General features: G+C 68.0%; 17 protein-coding genes. 5 read left to right on the top strand and 12 right to left on the bottom strand.

All coding sequences use genetic code 11. From position 1 onward, the window contains the following. The first annotated feature begins 147 nt into the window (after positions 1-147). Positions 148-816: a PPA1309 family protein gene (locus OID54_RS25480; RefSeq protein ID WP_329023119.1), complete on the top strand. Its 669-nt coding sequence runs from the start codon at positions 148-150 to the stop codon at positions 814-816. 203 nt (positions 817-1,019) lie between these two features. Here OID54_RS25480 and OID54_RS25475 read toward each other — a convergent pair whose 3' ends face one another. The 4 genes from OID54_RS25475 to OID54_RS25460 form a co-directional block, all read right to left on the bottom strand. After that, positions 1,020-2,111 (bottom strand): YlbL family protein, encoded by a 1,092-nt coding sequence (locus OID54_RS25475; protein WP_329023117.1) that lies wholly within the window; start codon positions 2,109-2,111, stop codon positions 1,020-1,022. Positions 2,112-2,228: 117 nt separating this feature from the next. Continuing rightward, on the bottom strand, positions 2,229-2,402 hold the full coding sequence (locus OID54_RS25470; protein WP_329023115.1) for a hypothetical protein: 174 nt from the start codon (positions 2,400-2,402) through the stop codon (positions 2,229-2,231). Positions 2,403-2,794: 392 nt separating this feature from the next. Then, positions 2,795-3,253 carry a molybdenum cofactor biosynthesis protein MoaE gene (locus tag OID54_RS25465; RefSeq protein WP_329023113.1) on the bottom strand — a complete coding sequence of 153 codons (459 nt, stop codon included), beginning with the start codon at positions 3,251-3,253 and terminating at the stop codon, positions 2,795-2,797. A 93-nt stretch (positions 3,254-3,346) separates the two neighbouring features. Then, positions 3,347-4,474, bottom strand: a complete 1,128-nt coding sequence (locus OID54_RS25460) for an SDR family oxidoreductase (protein ID WP_329023112.1) — start codon at positions 4,472-4,474, stop codon at positions 3,347-3,349. A gap of 192 nt (positions 4,475-4,666) precedes the next feature. Between OID54_RS25460 and OID54_RS25455 the strand changes: the two genes are divergently transcribed. Next, on the top strand, positions 4,667-6,190 hold the full coding sequence (locus tag OID54_RS25455; RefSeq protein WP_329023110.1) for a zinc-dependent metalloprotease: 1,524 nt from the start codon (positions 4,667-4,669) through the stop codon (positions 6,188-6,190). Then, positions 6,187-6,711, top strand: coding sequence for an NUDIX hydrolase (locus OID54_RS25450; protein ID WP_329023108.1), 525 nt, complete (start codon positions 6,187-6,189; stop codon positions 6,709-6,711). Before OID54_RS25455 ends, OID54_RS25450 begins: the two co-directional genes overlap by 4 nt. Positions 6,712-6,770: 59 nt before the next feature. Here OID54_RS25450 and OID54_RS25445 read toward each other — a convergent pair whose 3' ends face one another. The 4 genes from OID54_RS25445 to OID54_RS25430 all read right to left on the bottom strand — a co-directional run bounded on the left by OID54_RS25445 (position 6,771) and on the right by OID54_RS25430 (position 10,654). Next, on the bottom strand, positions 6,771-7,511 hold the full coding sequence (locus OID54_RS25445) for an AIM24 family protein (protein ID WP_329023106.1): 741 nt from the start codon (positions 7,509-7,511) through the stop codon (positions 6,771-6,773). Between the two features lie 13 nt (positions 7,512-7,524). Continuing rightward, positions 7,525-8,205 carry an AIM24 family protein gene (locus OID54_RS25440; protein WP_329023104.1) on the bottom strand — a complete coding sequence of 227 codons (681 nt, stop codon included), beginning with the start codon at positions 8,203-8,205 and terminating at the stop codon, positions 7,525-7,527. 13 nt (positions 8,206-8,218) lie between these two features. Further along, positions 8,219-9,799, bottom strand: coding sequence for a TerD family protein (locus tag OID54_RS25435; protein ID WP_329023102.1), 1,581 nt, complete (start codon positions 9,797-9,799; stop codon positions 8,219-8,221). A gap of 219 nt (positions 9,800-10,018) precedes the next feature. Next, positions 10,019-10,654 carry a M48 metallopeptidase family protein gene (locus OID54_RS25430; protein ID WP_443055675.1) on the bottom strand — a complete coding sequence of 212 codons (636 nt, stop codon included), beginning with the start codon at positions 10,652-10,654 and terminating at the stop codon, positions 10,019-10,021. A 278-nt stretch (positions 10,655-10,932) separates the two neighbouring features. On the opposite strand from OID54_RS25430, the gene OID54_RS25425 reads away from it, so the two are divergent. Further along, positions 10,933-12,204, top strand: coding sequence for a ThiF family adenylyltransferase (locus OID54_RS25425; protein WP_329023098.1), 1,272 nt, complete (start codon positions 10,933-10,935; stop codon positions 12,202-12,204). Positions 12,205-12,243: 39 nt separating this feature from the next. After that, positions 12,244-13,605 (top strand): ABC1 kinase family protein, encoded by a 1,362-nt coding sequence (locus tag OID54_RS25420; RefSeq protein ID WP_329023096.1) that lies wholly within the window; start codon positions 12,244-12,246, stop codon positions 13,603-13,605. 739 nt (positions 13,606-14,344) lie between these two features. On the opposite strand, the gene OID54_RS25415 is transcribed toward OID54_RS25420, so the two are convergent. The 4 genes from OID54_RS25415 to OID54_RS25400 all read right to left on the bottom strand — a co-directional run bounded on the left by OID54_RS25415 (position 14,345) and on the right by OID54_RS25400 (position 15,846). Then, a complete protein-coding gene (locus OID54_RS25415; RefSeq protein ID WP_329023094.1) occupies positions 14,345-14,545 on the bottom strand; it encodes a hypothetical protein in 201 nt (66 codons plus the stop codon). 91 nt (positions 14,546-14,636) lie between these two features. Next, entirely contained in the window at positions 14,637-14,960 is a 324-nt protein-coding gene (locus tag OID54_RS25410) for a hypothetical protein (protein WP_329023091.1), read from the bottom strand. Next, entirely contained in the window at positions 14,957-15,325 is a 369-nt protein-coding gene (locus OID54_RS25405) for a WhiB family transcriptional regulator (protein ID WP_329023089.1), read from the bottom strand. The genes OID54_RS25410 and OID54_RS25405 overlap by 4 nt, the downstream gene beginning before the upstream one ends. Positions 15,326-15,519: 194 nt before the next feature. Further along, positions 15,520-15,846: a hypothetical protein gene (locus tag OID54_RS25400; RefSeq protein ID WP_329023087.1), complete on the bottom strand. Its 327-nt coding sequence runs from the start codon at positions 15,844-15,846 to the stop codon at positions 15,520-15,522. Positions 15,847-15,939: the final 93 nt, after the last annotated feature.

Here is a 15,939-nt window from a genome sequence, read left to right as displayed (position 1 = left end):
TTCGCGGTTGTGTAGAGGTAGCGGCCATGTGGGTCATGGACGCGGTCGTGCCAAGCTGGGCCCCGCGATCGTAGAGCCCACTTGTGCAACTTACTGAGGCTTTACCTAGTTCCCATCCCGGGGCCAGAAGGAGGCAGGATATTGGGCATGTCCAATGTTTCTTCTTCCGCCCCCTCCGATCCGCCCGCCGACCCGTCGTCGTCCGGGTCCGCATCCGGAGCCGCTCAGAGCACCAACGCACCTGGTGGAGCCGATTCCGGCAGCTCCGCCGGTGTTCCTTCCGGGCCGATCGCGGCCACCCCGTTGACCCGAGCCGTCCTGGAGATCGACGAATACGCATCGGGCCTTGGCTGGGATCAGCCGGCGCGACTGTTCGCGCTCGTCGACACGACCAAGCTGCGCGTCCAGGAACCCGGGCTGGCGGCGCAGCTGGGGCTCGACGGGGACGAGGCCGCCGCACCCCTGACGCCGGTCGAGCAGGAGGAGATCCCGGCGGGCAAGCCGCTGGACGAGTTCCTCGCCACGATCGCATGGCCGGATGCGGTCGCCGGCTGCGCCTTGACGGTGGAGCGTCAGATGCTTCCGACGTCTGCCGAGGCAGCGGTTCCGCAGGGACTCGACGATGCGTCACTGGCGCAGTGGGTGGCCGCCCACCCGGACCGCCAGGAAGTACGGATGACAGTGGCGGTGTTGCGCGACGGGACGCGTGAGTCGGCGCTGCGTCTGCGGGACAAGGACTCTTCGAGAGAGGTCCTGACGGGATCGGATCTGGTGCCCGGACTGGCGGAGGCGCTCTCGGCGACCTTCGAGGCGTAGCGGTTCGACGCAGGGCCAGGGGCCGTCATCGGCCGGTCTTCGCCGCGGCCCAGCAGGGCGGGGCGGGTCCGGCCGGTGGAGGTCGGACCGCTCTGGTTCGTGGGTCACTGCCGCACTGCGCGTCGACAGTCGGTCGCCGACATCCGTGTGCAGTTCGTCGGGCCGGGCGGCTGGGGAGCGGCCCGGCCGGGCGAACTCGCCGGTCAGCCGACCGAGCAGCGGGGCAGATCCGCGGTCTCCCCGGACTTGATCTTCTCCAGGGACCTGGTCGCATCGGCCATGGCCTCCACCTTCACCAGGGTCAACCCGTCCGGAACGTCCGATACCGCGGTCGCGCAGTTGTCGCTCGGGGTCAGGAAGAACTGGGCCCCGGCCTGGCGCGCTCCCACCAGTTTCATTTCGATTCCGCCGATCGGGCCGACCTTCCCGTCGTCGTCGATCGTGCCGGTTCCCGCCACGAACTTCCCGCCGGTCAGATTCTCCGGGGTCAGCTTGTCGACGATGCCCAGGGCGAACATCAACCCTGCGCTGGGCCCTCCGACATCGGCGAGATTGATGTCGATGGTGAAGGGGAACGTGTGGTCGGTGCCCGCCTCGATGCCGACGATCGGCCGGTCGTTCTGCCCGGGCGCGGGAACCGTTGTGATCGTGACCTTGCGGGTGGTGGTCGGCTCCTTGCGCGCCTTCTCCGCGGCTGCCGCGTCCTTCGCGGGCACGATGGTGAAGACGACCCGGTCACCGGGCTTGCGCTGGGTGACCAGTTTGGCGACGTCGCCGGGCTCCTTGACGGGCTTTCCGTCGACCGCCCGGATCAGATCGCCGGCGTGCAGCCGGCCCTCCGCCGGGGTGTCCTTGCGGACGGACGCCACGAGGACACGCATCTCCACCGGAATCTTCAACTGCTTCAGCGCAGCGACCTTGGCGCTCTCCTGCGACTGGGTGAACTCCTCGGCGTTCTCCTGGGTGGACTGCTCTTCCGTCTTGCCGTCCGGATAGAGGGTGTCGTGCGGCACGACGACATTGTCATGAGCCAGCCAGCCGTAGACCGTTTCCACGATGTTCATGCGGTAGTCCGCACCCGTGACCCGGACCGTTGTCATATTGAGATGACCGGTCGTCGGGTAGGTCTGCCGCCCCTCGATGTCCAGCACGGGCTCGCCGCGTGCATCCCCCAGGGTGTTCACCGTCGGGCCGGGCGACATCTCCGAGTACGGCACGGGAAGAAGCACCCCTGCGCACAGCAGCGCAATGAAGAGGAGGGTCGACGCGAGCATCGTCGCAGTGCGGCGTGGCATGGAACGACAGTACGGGACAGGCCCGTCCCTGCACTGTCGGGGCCGGTCCGACCGGGGCCGATCGACAAGCCCCTGCACAACGGACCGGAGGTGGATCAGCTCGGCGGGAAGATACGGCTAGGAGGCGCGGCCACCGCCGGAGTCCGCCTTCTCCATCGCATCCCGGAAGCGCGCGTAGCCGGCCAGTTCGGCCACATCACCGGTGGTGCGGTTCCGGGAGGCCCAGCCGCCCCATATCGCAGCACCGACAACAGCGAAAAGCGGAATCAACAACCAGGCGAGTGCTGCCATCGCGGCCTCCCTACCCCATGAGCAAACAACCGAGTGATCAGCAGATTAGCCATCTGCACGTTCAACGCTCGTGGCAGGGGGGCGGTTACGCAAATCGGGCGCTTGGGTGCCGTAGGGGTTTCACTTGCGATCTTTCCCCCATGCCACCGCGAAACGCCGTCGCGGATGCGAGGGGCCAAGCCCCCACACGCCGTTCGCCACACCGCTGCCGACCGGGCTCGGCCACGGAGTCGTCATCAGGACGACGCCGCCTTCCAACGCCCGGCACCTCAACCGTACGGGAACCGCGGAAGCCTCCGCGTACACCGAAAGGCCCAACCTCGTACGCCTCAAGGAGTACAAGAAGGCAACCTCCCGCCCGTCACCCGACCACCACCCCGATTTAGACGGCGCTACGCGCCAACCCATTGTTCGGTGCCGTTGGTGAAGGTCTGGTGCTTCCAGATGGGGACGTCCCGCTTGAGGTCGTCGATGAGCTTGCGGCAGGCCGCGAACGCCTCGGCCCGGTGGGCGCACGAGACTGCGGCGACCACCGCGAGGTCGCCGATCCGCAGATCGCCCACCCGGTGCACGGCGGCGATCGCCCGCACCGGGAACTCGGCGGCCACCTTCTCCGCGACCCGCTTCATCTCGGCCTCCGCCGAGGGGTGGGAGGAATACCCGAGCTCCGCGACGTCCGCGCCGCCGTCGTGGTCGCGCACGGTGCCGACGAACAGCGCGGTGCCGCCCGCCGACTCATCGCTGACGGCGGCGAAGACCTCATCCAGGGAGAGGGGGGTGTCACGGACCGCGATGAGCCGGACGGGATCTTCCGCCGCCCGCTCACCGGGGTGGTCGTACGTAGTGGCCATGCCCTCATCGTGCCCCACGCCACCGACAGCGCAGGACACCGCGGGTCGCCGAGGCCGGGGCCCGGGAACCGTACCGGGTTGCCCGGACCCCGGCTACAGCCGTCGGCGCGCCTTGCGGGCGCGACGCACGAGCGCGGCCGTACCCAGCAGGGCGACCGTTGCCCCGGCGGCTCCCGCAGCGGTCGCGTCCTTGCGGCCGAGACGGCGCCCCGCGACGGTGTGACGACCCTCCACTTCGTCGAGGAGGGCGGCGAGAACCTCCTCGTTGGTCCACTGCGGACGCCAGCCGGCATCGTGGAGACGGCTCACGCTGACGACCCACGGATGCATCGTGTAGGCGAGGTCACCGGCGGGTGAGGGGGTCAGTCCGATGCGGTGCAGCCTGGCAGCCGCCCCCAGGGCGACGGCCGAGGGCAACTCCATCCGTCGGATGCCGCTGAGCTCCTCGACGTCGTCCTGCTCCAGCCAGCCGTCGCATCCCACGGCGAGCTCGCCCTCGACCTTCTCAAGCGCCGCGTACTCCAGCGCGCTCACCAGGTCTTCGACATGGCAGAACTGCCACGCGGGACGCGATCCGGCCACCACGAGCAGCCGCGGGGACTCGAAGTAGCGGGTGAGAGCGGTGTCGGTGCCGCCGACTAGCACCGTGGGCCTGACCACCGTCACATTGAGCCCGGGATGGGCTCGGGGCGCGCGTCGGGCGAGCCGTTCGATCTCCAGGAGATCACCGACGCCCGTCGCCTCGGCGGTGGCGCGCAACTCGGCGTCCTCCGACAGCGGAACGTCATTGTCCGGGAGCGCTCCGTACACCATGGCCGATGTGCACAGGACGACCCGATGCACGCCCGCAGCAGCAGCCGCCGTGAGCACGGTCTGCGTACCGCGTACGTTATACGCAGTACGTGCCGCCGCATCGGTCTCCAGGTCGAGGTCGAGTGCCAGGTGCACGACGACATCGGCCCCGCGCAGCTTCTCCGCGATGGCCGGATCTCGTACATCCAGGATGTGCCACTGCGCCTCGGCGACCTCACCGCGGCGCTCGTCGATGGCGATGACCTCCTTGACCTCCTCTGACGCGGCCAGTCGTCGGGCGAGAAGATCACCGATGCCGGTGGCGGCACCGGTGATCGCGACGATGGGACCTCGGCCCGATGGCCCCTCGCCCGGGGTCGGGGTTGAGCGGTTTCGCGCTCCGCGAACCTGCGGATCTGGGGAACTCACCAGGTGTCTCCAGCGGTTGTCTTCAGTACGTAAGCGAATGACACGTACGTACAGGTGGCGTCCATCCTGCCGCAGGCCACGAGTCAGTGAAGCACCGAGCCCATTGGCGGGCCCGGATGTCTACGCTGGGTGGTGAACACTGGGCATTCGCCGCCGGCCCGGAGCCGGTGGCCCTACGAGCCGAGGAAACCCGTGAGTGACACCCCATTCGGATTCGGCCTTCCGCCGGAGGAGCCGGACGACGGCGACAAGGGCAAGAAGGGCGATCCCGCCGGCGGTGGCCACGGCGCCGGTGGCCCTACACCTGCCAATCCTTTCGGATTCGGCTTCGGAGGCGGGGACGGAGGTGCGGACAATCCCCTCGCCGCCATGTTCGGCTCGCTCAACCCCAATGACCTGGGCGCGGCCTTCCAGCAGCTGGGCCAGATGCTGAGCTACGAGGGTGGCCCGGTGAACTGGGACATGGCGAAGCAGATCGCCCGGCAGACGGTCTCCCAGGGCACGTCTGACGGCACCAAGGACGAGAGCGTGAGCCCCGGTGACCGCACCGCGGTCGATGAGGCGCTGCGACTGGCGGACGTCTGGCTGGACGGTGCGACGTCGCTGCCGTCCGGGGCGACGACCTCGGTGGCGTGGAGTCGCGCCGAGTGGGTCGAGGCGACCCTGCCTGCCTGGCAGCAGCTGGTCGACCCGGTTGCCGAGCGGGTCGGTGTGGCCATGGGCGATGTGCTGCCCGAGGAGATGCAGGCCATGGCGGGTCCGCTGCTGGGGATGATGCGCTCCATGGGCGGAGCCATGTTCGGCCAGCAGATCGGTCAGGCCGTGGGCGTACTGGCGGGCGAGGTGGTCGGCTCGACCGACATCGGTCTGCCGCTAGGCCCCGCGGGGAAGGCGGCTCTCCTGCCGCTGAACATCGCGGCGCTCGGCAAGGACCTGGGCGTGCCCAAGGATGAGGTGCGGCTCTATCTGGCCCTGCGCGAGGCGGCCCACCAGCGCCTCTTCGCCCATGTGCCCTGGTTGCGCTCGCACCTGTTCGGCGCGGTCGAGGGGTATGCCCGCGGGATCAAGGTCGATACGTCGAAGCTGGAGGACGTCGTCGGGCAGTTCGACCCGACGCATCCCGAGCAGTTGCAGGAGGCTCTCCAGCAGGGCATGTTCCAGCCGGAGGACACACCGCAGCAGAAGGCGGCGCTGGCCCGTCTGGAAACGGCTCTCGCGCTGGTCGAGGGCTGGGTGGACGCCGTGGTGCACGAGGCGGCGGCGACCCGGCTGACGTCGGCCGGTGCTCTGCGCGAGACATTGCGCAGGCGTCGCGCCTCGGGCGGTCCGGCCGAGCAGACCTTCGCCACGTTGATCGGTCTCCAGTTGCGCCCCCGCCGGCTGCGGGACGCCTCGCGGCTGTGGGCCTCGCTGACCGACGCCCGTGGGATGGACGGGCGCGATGCGCTGTGGGAGCACCCGGACATGCTGCCGACCGCGACCGACCTCGATGACCCCGATGGTTTTGTCCACCGCGAGCAGATGGACTTCTCCGAGTTGGACAAGATGCTCGGAGAGGCGGCCTCCCGCGGCGGTTCCGGCGCCGATGGCACCACCGCCGAGAGCAAGGGCACCAACGAAACCACCAACAGCCCAGAGAGCACCGACACCGGAGGCACGCAGGGCGATCAGTCGGGCGATGACCCTTCGGACGGCCAGGGCGGCTCGGGCCGGTGAGCCTGCATGACGACGCCGTGGTGGTCCTGAAGGGATACGGGGACCAGCACGAGCTGCGGCAGGCGTATCTGGACCATCTGTCGGCGCATCCGGACGCCATGTGGAAGTCCTGCTCAGCGGGTCATCTGACGGCGAGCGCTCTGGTGATCGATCCGGAGCGACAGCGGGTGCTGCTCACCTTGCACAAGAAGCTGGGCATGTGGCTCCAGATGGGTGGCCACTGCGAGCCCAGGGACGCGACGCTCGCGCGGGCCGCGCTGCGGGAGGCGACCGAGGAGTCGGGCATCGACGGTCTGACGCTGCTGCGGTCGGGGGAGCCGGTCCGTCTCGACCGGCATCCGATCCCTTCGCCGTGCAACTGGCATCTGGATGTGCAGTTCGCCGCACTGGCGCCGCCCGGGTCGGCCGTCCGGATCAGCGAAGAGTCCCTGGACCTGCGTTGGTACGCCTATGACGAGGTGGCTGATGTGGCGGACGAATCGGTCATCCGCCTGTTGGAGCGGACCCGAGCCGCCCTGTAGTGCGGACATGGCTCCGCTGCTCGGACACCGTGGTGTCCGAGCAGCGGAGCGAGCGCCTGCTAGTTCCAGGAGTTGTTCTGGTTCTGGCCGCTGTTGCCGAACTGGCCCCGCAGCCCTTCACCGATCTGAGCGTTCTGCGGGGGCATGACCTCACTGGGCTGCACCAGGGCGAACCCGTTGCCGGTGAAGCTCAGCTCCCAGCCCTCACCGGTGTTGCCCCGCCTTCGGACGATGCTCGACGCATGGGTCTGCGCCTGCATCTGGACCCGTAGCTGTGTCGACCAGGCGACCACCGCATCGGCGTCCACACTGACGTACTTCTCGGGCGTGACCTGCATCATCAGCGGCTGACCCGAGGTCATCATGGCGACCTTGCCCCGGCCGGTGATGTTGAGCTGGTACTTCCCCGAGCCGGAGATCCCGTACTGGCTGTCCACCGCGATGACCTCGGTGTGCAAGGCGGAGTCCAGCGCCAGGACGTAGGCGCTGTCGACGGTGAGTCCCTCGTGGTCGACGTCCACGAGGTGGACGTACTGCGCGAGGTTCGCGAAGTAGATCGTGCCCTGCCCGGAGCAGCGCATCAGGTCGAGACCCTCGCCCGTACGGGCACTGGCGTTGCGCTGGCTGGTGGACTGGTACTCGCCGTCGAAGTCGATGGCGCCCTGGTAGGCGACCATCGAACCCTTGCGGGCCAGGATGTCGTCGTGTCCGGTGAGGGACACCCGCAGCAGTTGGGGATTCTGGAGTGCGTAGCGCTCCTGGGACTGCTGGTCTGCGTAGTTGAAAAGTGGGCTCTGCATGGTGTGTTCCCCCTCAGCCCCGAATGCGCAAACGGTCGGTGCTGTCCTCGTTCGGCTGTACGACGACGATGCCCTGACCGGAGAAGGCCATCTGGAAGGCTTCGCCGCTGCCTCGCCCGATGAGGGAGGAAGCCTTGAAACTCCGCTTGCCCTTCACCTTGAGGTTGGGCGACCAGGCGACGAGGGCGTCGGGGTCGACGTAGGTCTCGTCGTCTCCGCGTCCGCAGTCGACGACGATGGGCACACCGCGCGAGGTGACGGCGACCCAGCCGGTACCCGCGATCTCCACGTTCCACATGCCCTGGCCTGCGAGTTTCGCCAGGCCCTTGACCTTCTCGACGCCCCACTGGAGATGGGCGTCGAAGGCGAGGACGTTGGTGCCGTTGATGGAGATGGACTCGTTGTTGAGGTTGATGACGAGGACGTCCGCACCGTAGTCGGCGAGGTAGAGCAGTCCGTCGCCGGAGCACTTCATGATGGGCGCGCCTTCACCCGTGGCCCACTGCGCGGCGGCCTGGCGGGCTGCCGGCGGATTCGGCTCGTACTGGATGAAACCCTCGTACGACACCATGGAGCCCGTACGGGCGAAGATGTCCTGACCGGTGGCCATGGCGACCTTGAGCATGGTCCGGCCGTGGTTCTCCATCCGGGCGGTGACCGGGGTGGGGGCAAAGCCCGCGAGTTGCTGGTTCATTCTTCGGGCTCCCTCAGACCTCGTAGGGCTGGACGACGATGAAGTTGCCGGGAGCGGCCCGGAACTGGAGGTTGACCGTCTCGCCGCTGTGACCCGGGTAGGCGTTGCGACGGAGCCGGACCTGACTGGTGATGATCACCTGAGCGGCTGACGACCAGGCCACGACGGCGTTGGAGTCGGCATAGGTGGCCGGGGTGACCGGCAGGACGACCGGAATGCCCTGTGTCTTGACCACGACGGTGCCGGTGCCGCTGAAGTGCATCGTGAACAAGGCGCCACCGGGGATGCCGTGCCCCTCGATCCGGCGGATCTCGTACTGGAGGTCCTCGTCGAAGGCGAGGACGTTCTCAGCGGAGACGCAGATGCCGTCGCCCTGGAGCTCGATGGGGTGCAGATGGGCGGCGTCCTCGGCGAGGAAGACCTGCCCGCGGCCCGTGCAGCGCATCAGCTGCATCTCCTGGCCGGTGGCATCGCCCAGTTTGCGACCGATGAATCCGGCGCCCTTATGGCTGAAGTCCACCTTGCCCTGGTACATCACCATGCTGCCCTGCCGAGCGAGCACGCCGCCGCCGCCCAGCGCGAGTTCGACCCGCATCAGGTTCGGGTTCTGCGGAGTCCAGCGCAGGCCGGTTGCGGTCTCCCGGTACGGCTGGAGTGCGGCTTGCAGACCGGGGCCAGCCTGCGGCATCGCCTGGGGCGCGCCTTGGTGCTGACCGAAGGGCGCAGGGGCGGGCTGTCCGTAGGGCGAGGGCGCCACGGGGGCACCGGCCTGCCCGGGGAACTGCCCCTGCGGCTGCTGGGGCGGCTGCCCGGGGGCAAACGCCTGGGGCGGCACCAGGGGTGCCGCAGCGGCGGGCGCGGCATACGGCTGGGGCGCAGGTGCCGCGTACGGCTGAGGTGCCGGAGCCGGTATTGGTGCGGGCGCCTGCGGAGCCCCGAACGAAGGCGCTGGTGGAGGCGGTGGCGGCTGGTGGGCGGCAGGTGCGCCGAACGCCGGTGCCGGAGCGGGCTGTGCCGGTGCGGCGAACACGGGCGCGGCCGGAGGTGTCGGCGCGGCCGGCTGGTCCTCGGCGACCTCGCCGCCGAAGTTGCGCAGGAGCGCGTCCAGACCGCCGTCGAAGCCCTGGCCGATGGCGGCGAAGCGCCATACGTCCTTCAGATAGAAGTCACCGAGCATCACCGCGCGTTCGGTGGTGAATTCGGAGCCGTTGAAGGGGTAGCGGACGACCTCTTCCCCACCGGCGACGATGCGGATGTAGCCGGGACCGACCTGGGACATCTGTCCTGGGCCGTCGATCGTGGCGGTGAAGGAGAGCTTGTGGATGTTCGCAGGAATCCGGTCCAGCGTGACGCGGAACGCCTCGGTGTCACCCGACTGGGCACCGAGCTGCTGAATGGACTCCTCCGGCGATTTCGGTTGGTTGAAGAAGATGAAGTACCGGTCGTCCGAGAGCTGTTCATTGGCGTCCAGCCCGAAACAACTGATGTCGAACGTCAGACCAGGACCCGCGATCTGCACACCTACGTACAGATCCGTTCCCGGCGTGAGATCACTGATCTTGGCCTTGTGGCCGCGTTGGAATTCCCTGGCCATGCGTAACGACCGTCCCCCATCCCAGAAATACGAATGCGTCGCGCCAGGCTAAGCCGCATGTGACATTCAGCCAAGCCCGGGCATGTGTTGGGACCGATTCGGTACGCAGGGTTCAAGGGAGAACACGCCGTGATGGCATTCGATGCACAGTGAGCCTCAGGGAAGGAAGCCGCGCTCCCCTCACGCCCTTCCAGCGATTCACCGTGCACTCGCCGGTGATCATTCTCCGTCCGCGGCGGGAAGCCGGGGCAACCGGTCCGCGGCGATGACTCCCTCCAAATACCCTCGGGCCCGCTCGGTACGGGGGTACGCCTCAAGGAGCTGCCAGAAGCGGGCGCCGTGCCCGGGCACCAGCAGATGCGCCAACTCATGGACGAGGACGTAGTCGATGACGTACTCGGGCATCCCCTGGAGGCGGTGCGAGAGGCGAATGCTGCCCTCCGCAGGCGTACAGGAACCCCAGCGGGTGTTCTGATTGGTCACCCATCGCACCGATGTGGGGGCCGCTCGTCCGTCGAAGTACTGCGCGGACAGGCGCTTCGCGCGCTCGGTCAGATCACTGTCGCCGAGCATCCGCTTGCTCTCCTGGGCGGCCAGCTTGTCGAGCATGACACTGACCCAGCGCTGTTCCTCGGCCTCCGACATCCGGGCCGGGATCAAAACGACGGTCCGGTCACCCTCGCGGTACGCAGACACGGTTCTGCTGCGACGGGCGCTCCTGCGGACCTCGACCGCGCTCGTCGTCACTCCCGTCGCCACTCCTCGGGACGGACGCACGACCACCTCGCGCGGTTGAACCCCCGGCGGGCACGCTGGGGTCTCCCCTGTGGCGCGGGAGGACGGATCGACGGACACGCCTCGACGGTACCCGTTGGCACCGGGGTAAGTCCCACCCCCGGATCGGTTCCGTTCGATCCTCCCCCGATGACCGCACTACTTTTACGACTAATACATCGCCCTGTGGATAACTTTCTCCCCGCCCCCTCCCCACCCCTGCATTCTGAGATCCGGTCCCCCACCGCGATCAGACGGGGACCCACGCGATCCCGACATGCCCAAAGACACATTCGTGTCCCATGTGTGTGCCATGCGTGTGTGTTCGATGTGCTCGACATCTTCGACGGGGAGTTGTTATGCATCCGATGGTGAAGCCCGCGCTGCGACGGACATGGCGAGAGCGACAGACCGTGCAGTTCGGCGTGACACCCGCCCACGCGGTCGTGGTCGGGCCGATGGACCCGGCCACCGGGAGCCTCCTCCAGCTATTCGACGGAACCCGAGGGCTGCCGCTGTTACGCAAGGAAGCCCATGCGATGGGCCTCCCCGACGGGCAGACCGACGCGTTGATCGGCCGCCTCACCGCGGCCGGGCTGCTCGACGATCCGACCGCGGGCGGGCCTGCCGCCGATGTGCTGCGCGCCAAACCCGGTCGGCTTCACCGTCTCCGCCCCGATCTGGCATCGCTCTCGGTGGTCCACCCCGGTCCGGGCGCCGCGATCCGACATCTGGCGGCCCGCCACGCGATGCGAGTCCAGGTCCGCGGTGCAGGTCGGGTCGGCGCAGCCGTGGCAGCACTGCTGTCCGCGGCCGGTGTGGGGCGCGTCGACACCCTCGACGGCGGGTGCGTCGAATCCTGGGATACGGCACCTGGCGGCCTGTCGCCGGGAGCCGTGGGTGAAAGGCGTGATGTCGCGGTCCGTCGGCTGGTGCGCGACAGCGCGCCGCACCCGACGCCGCGTGCCGGAAGGCGCACCAATGGCTTGGCCATGCGGATCACAACTCCTGATCGCGGACCCACCGCGATGGAGGAAGACCCCGCCCCTCACCGTCGCTCCCCCTCCGGAGGCGAAGTCTCTGCGCCGAGTTGCTCGGAACCTGCGGTGTCATTGATCGTGGTCTGCCCTCGCGACGGCCTTTCGGCGTACGCACCCGATCCAGCACGAGCCGAGCATTGGATCACCACCGGGACGCCTCATCTCTATGCCGGGGTGGTGGAGGCCACGGGCTTCGTGGGCCCTCTGGTGCTGCCCGGTGGGTCCGCCTGCGCCGGCTGCTGGGAACGGTGCAGGGCCGATAGGGACCCGGGATGGCCACGGCTGCTCGCTCAGTGGCGCTCGGGGAGCCGAAGGAACGCGGTGCCCGCATGTGACATCTCTCTCGCCGCAACCGTGGCCGGGTTGGTGGCGGCGCACACGCTGTCGTTCCTCGACGGGGGCCTACCGTTGAGCGTTGGCGCACGCTGGGAGGTTGCCCAGCCGATGCTGAGCTGGCGGTCGGAGCGCCTCCGGGCACACGAGGCTTGCGGCTGCGGTGCAGCTGGCAAAAGTGAGGGGGCCGAAACCTCGGGCTCGACGTCCAGTCACGAGACAATGGACCATCCGCAGTCAACGGAGTCAGGGCCGTAGGACGCACGCGGCGCAACTGTCTGGGTTTTGGAGGGGCTTATGTCTGATCTTCCCCGGAAGGCGGTCACCCGGACCGCCAAGTTGGCCGCACTGCCCTTGGGCTTCGCCGGCCGAGCCACCTGGGGGCTGGGCAAGCGCATCGGTGGCAAGTCCGCGGAGCTCGTCGCCCGGGAGCTGCAACAGCGCACCGCTGATCAGCTCTTCAAAGTCCTCGGCGAGCTGAAAGGGGGGGCCATGAAGTTCGGGCAGGCGTTGTCCGTCTTCGAATCGGCTCTCCCCGAGGACATCGCGGGTCCCTATCGCGCCGCACTGACCAAGCTCCAGGACGCGGCTCCGCCGATGCCGACACGGACCGTGCACAAGGTACTGACGGAGCAGCTGGGGGACGACTGGCGGGAGCTGTTCTCCAACTTCGAGGACAAACCGTCCGCCGCCGCATCCATCGGCCAGGTTCATCGTGCCGTCTGGTACGACGGGCGTGAGGTCGCTGTGAAGGTGCAGTATCCGGGCGCGGGCGAAGCACTGCTCTCCGATCTGACACAGCTGAGCCGCTTCGCAAAACTGCTGGGCCCGCTGATTCCCGGGATGGATCTCAAACCACTGATCAACGAGCTGCGCGACCGGGTGTCGGAGGAGTTGGACTACGGCCTGGAGGCACAAGCACAGCGGGAACACGCGGAGGAGTTCGCGGACGACCCCGATGTGGTGGTGCCTGAAGTGGTCCACCAGTCCGATCAGGTGCTGGTGACGGAGTGGATCGACGGCATTCCCCTGGCCGAGGTGATCGCGGACGGCACGGTGGAGCAGCGGGACCGAGCCGGGCAGTTGCTGGCACGCTTCCTCTTCTCCGGCCCTGCCCGGACCGGGCTGCTGCACGCCGATCCCCATCCTGGGAACTTCCGGCTCCTTCCCGATGAGGACGGCGAGGGTTGGCGACTGGGCGTACTGGACTTCGGAACTGTCGACCGGCTGCCCGGGGGGCTTCCCCAGCCCATCGGCGACTGTCTTCGGATGGCGCTGGAGGGCGAAGCGGACATGGTGTACGAGCTGCTGTGTGCCGAAGGCTTCGTCAAGGACGAGATAGACCTCGACCCAGAAGCGGTACTGGAGTACCTCGTACCGATCATCGAGCCTGCCGACCTGGAAGAGTTCACCTTCACCCGGCAGTGGATGCGCACGCAGGCTGCGAGGATCGCCGACATCCGCTCCCCCGCCCACCAACTGGGCAAGCAGTTGAATCTGCCGCCGGCCTATCTACTGATACACAGAGTGACCCTGAGCACCATTGGCGTCCTGTGTCAGCTCAATGCCAGCGTGCGGCTCCGGGACGAACTGGAGGCATGGGTACCAGGCTTCCTTCCGGAGGAGGAAGACAGCAGTGTGGCAAGCGCAGAGCTCTGAGCAGACTGAGAACGCTGTGAGCACGGAGAGCGCTGGGAGTGCCGAGTGCGCAGAAGCCACCGAGACTGCGGCGAGTCCCGACGGACAGTAGCTGGTTGGCTGCGCCCTCTCAGGTCGCGCCATCGCACAACAACTGGCCCCGAACGCGGAGCGGCCACCAGCACAGGAGTGACGAGTACCCGAGCACCAAGCACCAAGCACCAAGGCTAGACAGATGGGCACTGCCTGGTCGGGGACGGGCACGGGACGTCACCAGGAGCCGGCGCGCAGGGTTGGCATGCGCACCCACCCTGACGGTCCGAGCCAAGGCGACCAGAGGCATGCCCGCGGAGCAGCCATGCGTCACAACAAAGGGGTGGGAGGGGGAGGGGAGGGGGGAGGGCCCCAGCAGGAAGCAGAAACTTCCCATGGCCGAGCTCAGTTCCTTCGCCCCCTCTGCACACCTGACAGTCGCCTGGATCCAGGTGCTCGGCGAAGGCCGGCTCGGTGAAGTCAGCGTCGAGACTTCGGAGCGCTCTCATCTCTCCCTCGCTTCGCCCCCATCCCCCACGTCCACTTGAGCAGTCCGATCGGAGTTTGAAGCCGAGGCGCTGTCGGTTCTGTCCCCGGGGCAGTGGGACGCGGGGGTCCATCCGCTGCGTGGCTGGCGGGGCCGCCTCTAGGTGGAGCGGGGCTGTGAGAGAACGGGCGGAGTCTGCGACTGGTCGTGACGGCGGCGTCTTTGGGCCTCGCGCCGGTGTCACCACCAGTTGGAGTCGAGTCTGCTTTCGATCGATCTGATGTGGGCGCGGGCGCAGTCGTCGCAGTAGTAGCGACGGCTTCCGTCCTCCATGGAGTAGGTCCAGGTGGCCGGGGCTCCCTCGCCTTCTGCGGTTCTACCGCAGCGGGCACACACGATGGGCTGGGTATCCGACGGCTCCGGGCAGGGCTGCTGGTCCACGAAGTGACGATAACCCTGGGGCGACGGGCAGTGGAGACAACGCACCGCAGGGGCCGGTCCGAACGGACCGGCCCCTGCGAGGTTCGTGTTGTCAGTTCATGACAGCCATGGCGAGCGCACGACGAGCGCGCAGAGAAACACGCTCGGCGCGGCGCTGCATGCGTCGGGCGGTCAGGAGCCGAATGGCTCTGCGCTCGCTCTCCGCCTCACGCATGCGGTCGTGCATATGCGCACGAGCCAGGGCTTCTGGGATGAGTTGCATTTCGCGGGTCCTGTTCTGGCGCGAGGCGTTCGCGCCGGTGGTGCTGACGTCTGGGGTCGCGGAGCCGGAAGGCTCACTCGCGGAAGAGGGCATGGGGGCCTGCTTCTTGGGTTCGTGCGTGAGGGGGCGGTCGATGGTCCCGATGATGTTCATGCCGAGACCGGGTTCTTGCGCGGACGCCCACGGGGCCGCTTGCGGGCTACGACGACTCCCTGAACGAAGAGCTCTCCGCCCCACACACCCCACGGCTCACGCCGCTCTTTGGCACCGGCAAGGCATGCCTCCATGAGCGGGCAGGTGCGGCAGAGAGCCTTGGCGTACTCCACGTCGGCGGGCGACTCGGCGAAGAAGACCTCGGGGTCGTAGGAACGGCAAGGAACGGGTACGCCCAGGTTCTCGATGGCGTCGTCGAGCGCGGTGAGCGCAGTCAGCGGGGTCAAGGTGGAGTCCTCCGGGCGGACACGCGGGGGGATGGTCTCGGAAGGCGGTACGGACGGGGCGTGCGCTTCGAGTTGCACGGTGGTGTCATTCCTCGTCTTGTTCGGTCCGGCCGGTTGGCCGGTTGGTGGTCCCCCGGGCGAACCGGGGGGCTGGTACCGGGTGGTGCTGTCCCGAGGCCCCTTCGCTCTGACTCCCTGGTTTTGGGGAAAACAGAAGGGCCGCGGTACCCGAGTGGGGTTCCGCGGCCCTGAAGGCGCCGGCCTGATCTACCTCAGGCTGGATCACTCCAGGGTTCGAGCCCGCGGAAGGCCCACTTCATGTCGTGCTGCGTCTGCTTCTTGGTGCCGGCACTGGCTGCCGCAAAGGCATAGGCATTCGCCTCTGCCGCTGCTACTCCTGCTTCCAGTGCCTTGGTCGGTCGCTCGATCCGCTCCAGGACGGGGAATCCGCCCAGGGGAGCCAGAGGCATCTCTGCGGAGAAGCTGGACACACCGGTGCCATGGAGCGACGCGGAGAAGCCGAGCGAGCAGGCGGAGACGACGACCGAGCGATCGGTCAATTTCACGGCGTTGTTGAAGCTGGTGTTGTTGCTGATCACTGGACTCGCCTCCTCTCGGCGTCTCGGGGACCGGCCGGGGCCGGTCGCTGTATTCGGATAAGTACACCACGATGACAGTGCTTCGGAGAAGCG

Origin of the sequence: Streptomyces sp. NBC_00690 (assembly GCF_036226685.1) — a bacterium.
In the GTDB taxonomy this organism is placed as follows: Bacteria; Actinomycetota; Actinomycetes; order Streptomycetales; family Streptomycetaceae; genus Streptomyces.
The sequence above is the reverse complement of the archived record's forward strand: the minus strand, read 5'-3'. Positions and strand labels throughout refer to the sequence as shown.

Excerpts from the sequence above, each read along its gene's own strand:
- OID54_RS25480 (WP_329023119.1), top strand. The coding sequence starts at position 148 with ATGTCCAATGTTTCTTCTTCCGCCCCCTCCGATCCGCCCGCCGACCCG.
- OID54_RS25475 (WP_329023117.1), bottom strand. The coding sequence starts at position 2,111 with ATGCCACGCCGCACTGCGACGATGCTCGCGTCGACCCTCCTCTTCATT.
- OID54_RS25470 (WP_329023115.1), bottom strand. The coding sequence starts at position 2,402 with ATGGCAGCACTCGCCTGGTTGTTGATTCCGCTTTTCGCTGTTGTCGGT.
- OID54_RS25465 (WP_329023113.1), bottom strand. The coding sequence starts at position 3,253 with ATGGCCACTACGTACGACCACCCCGGTGAGCGGGCGGCGGAAGATCCC.
- OID54_RS25445 (WP_329023106.1), bottom strand. The coding sequence starts at position 7,511 with ATGCAGAGCCCACTTTTCAACTACGCAGACCAGCAGTCCCAGGAGCGC.
- OID54_RS25440 (WP_329023104.1), bottom strand. The coding sequence starts at position 8,205 with ATGAACCAGCAACTCGCGGGCTTTGCCCCCACCCCGGTCACCGCCCGG.
- OID54_RS25435 (WP_329023102.1), bottom strand. The coding sequence starts at position 9,799 with ATGGCCAGGGAATTCCAACGCGGCCACAAGGCCAAGATCAGTGATCTC.
- OID54_RS25425 (WP_329023098.1), top strand. The coding sequence starts at position 10,933 with ATGCATCCGATGGTGAAGCCCGCGCTGCGACGGACATGGCGAGAGCGA.
- OID54_RS25420 (WP_329023096.1), top strand. The coding sequence starts at position 12,244 with ATGTCTGATCTTCCCCGGAAGGCGGTCACCCGGACCGCCAAGTTGGCC.
- OID54_RS25410 (WP_329023091.1), bottom strand. The coding sequence starts at position 14,960 with ATGAACATCATCGGGACCATCGACCGCCCCCTCACGCACGAACCCAAG.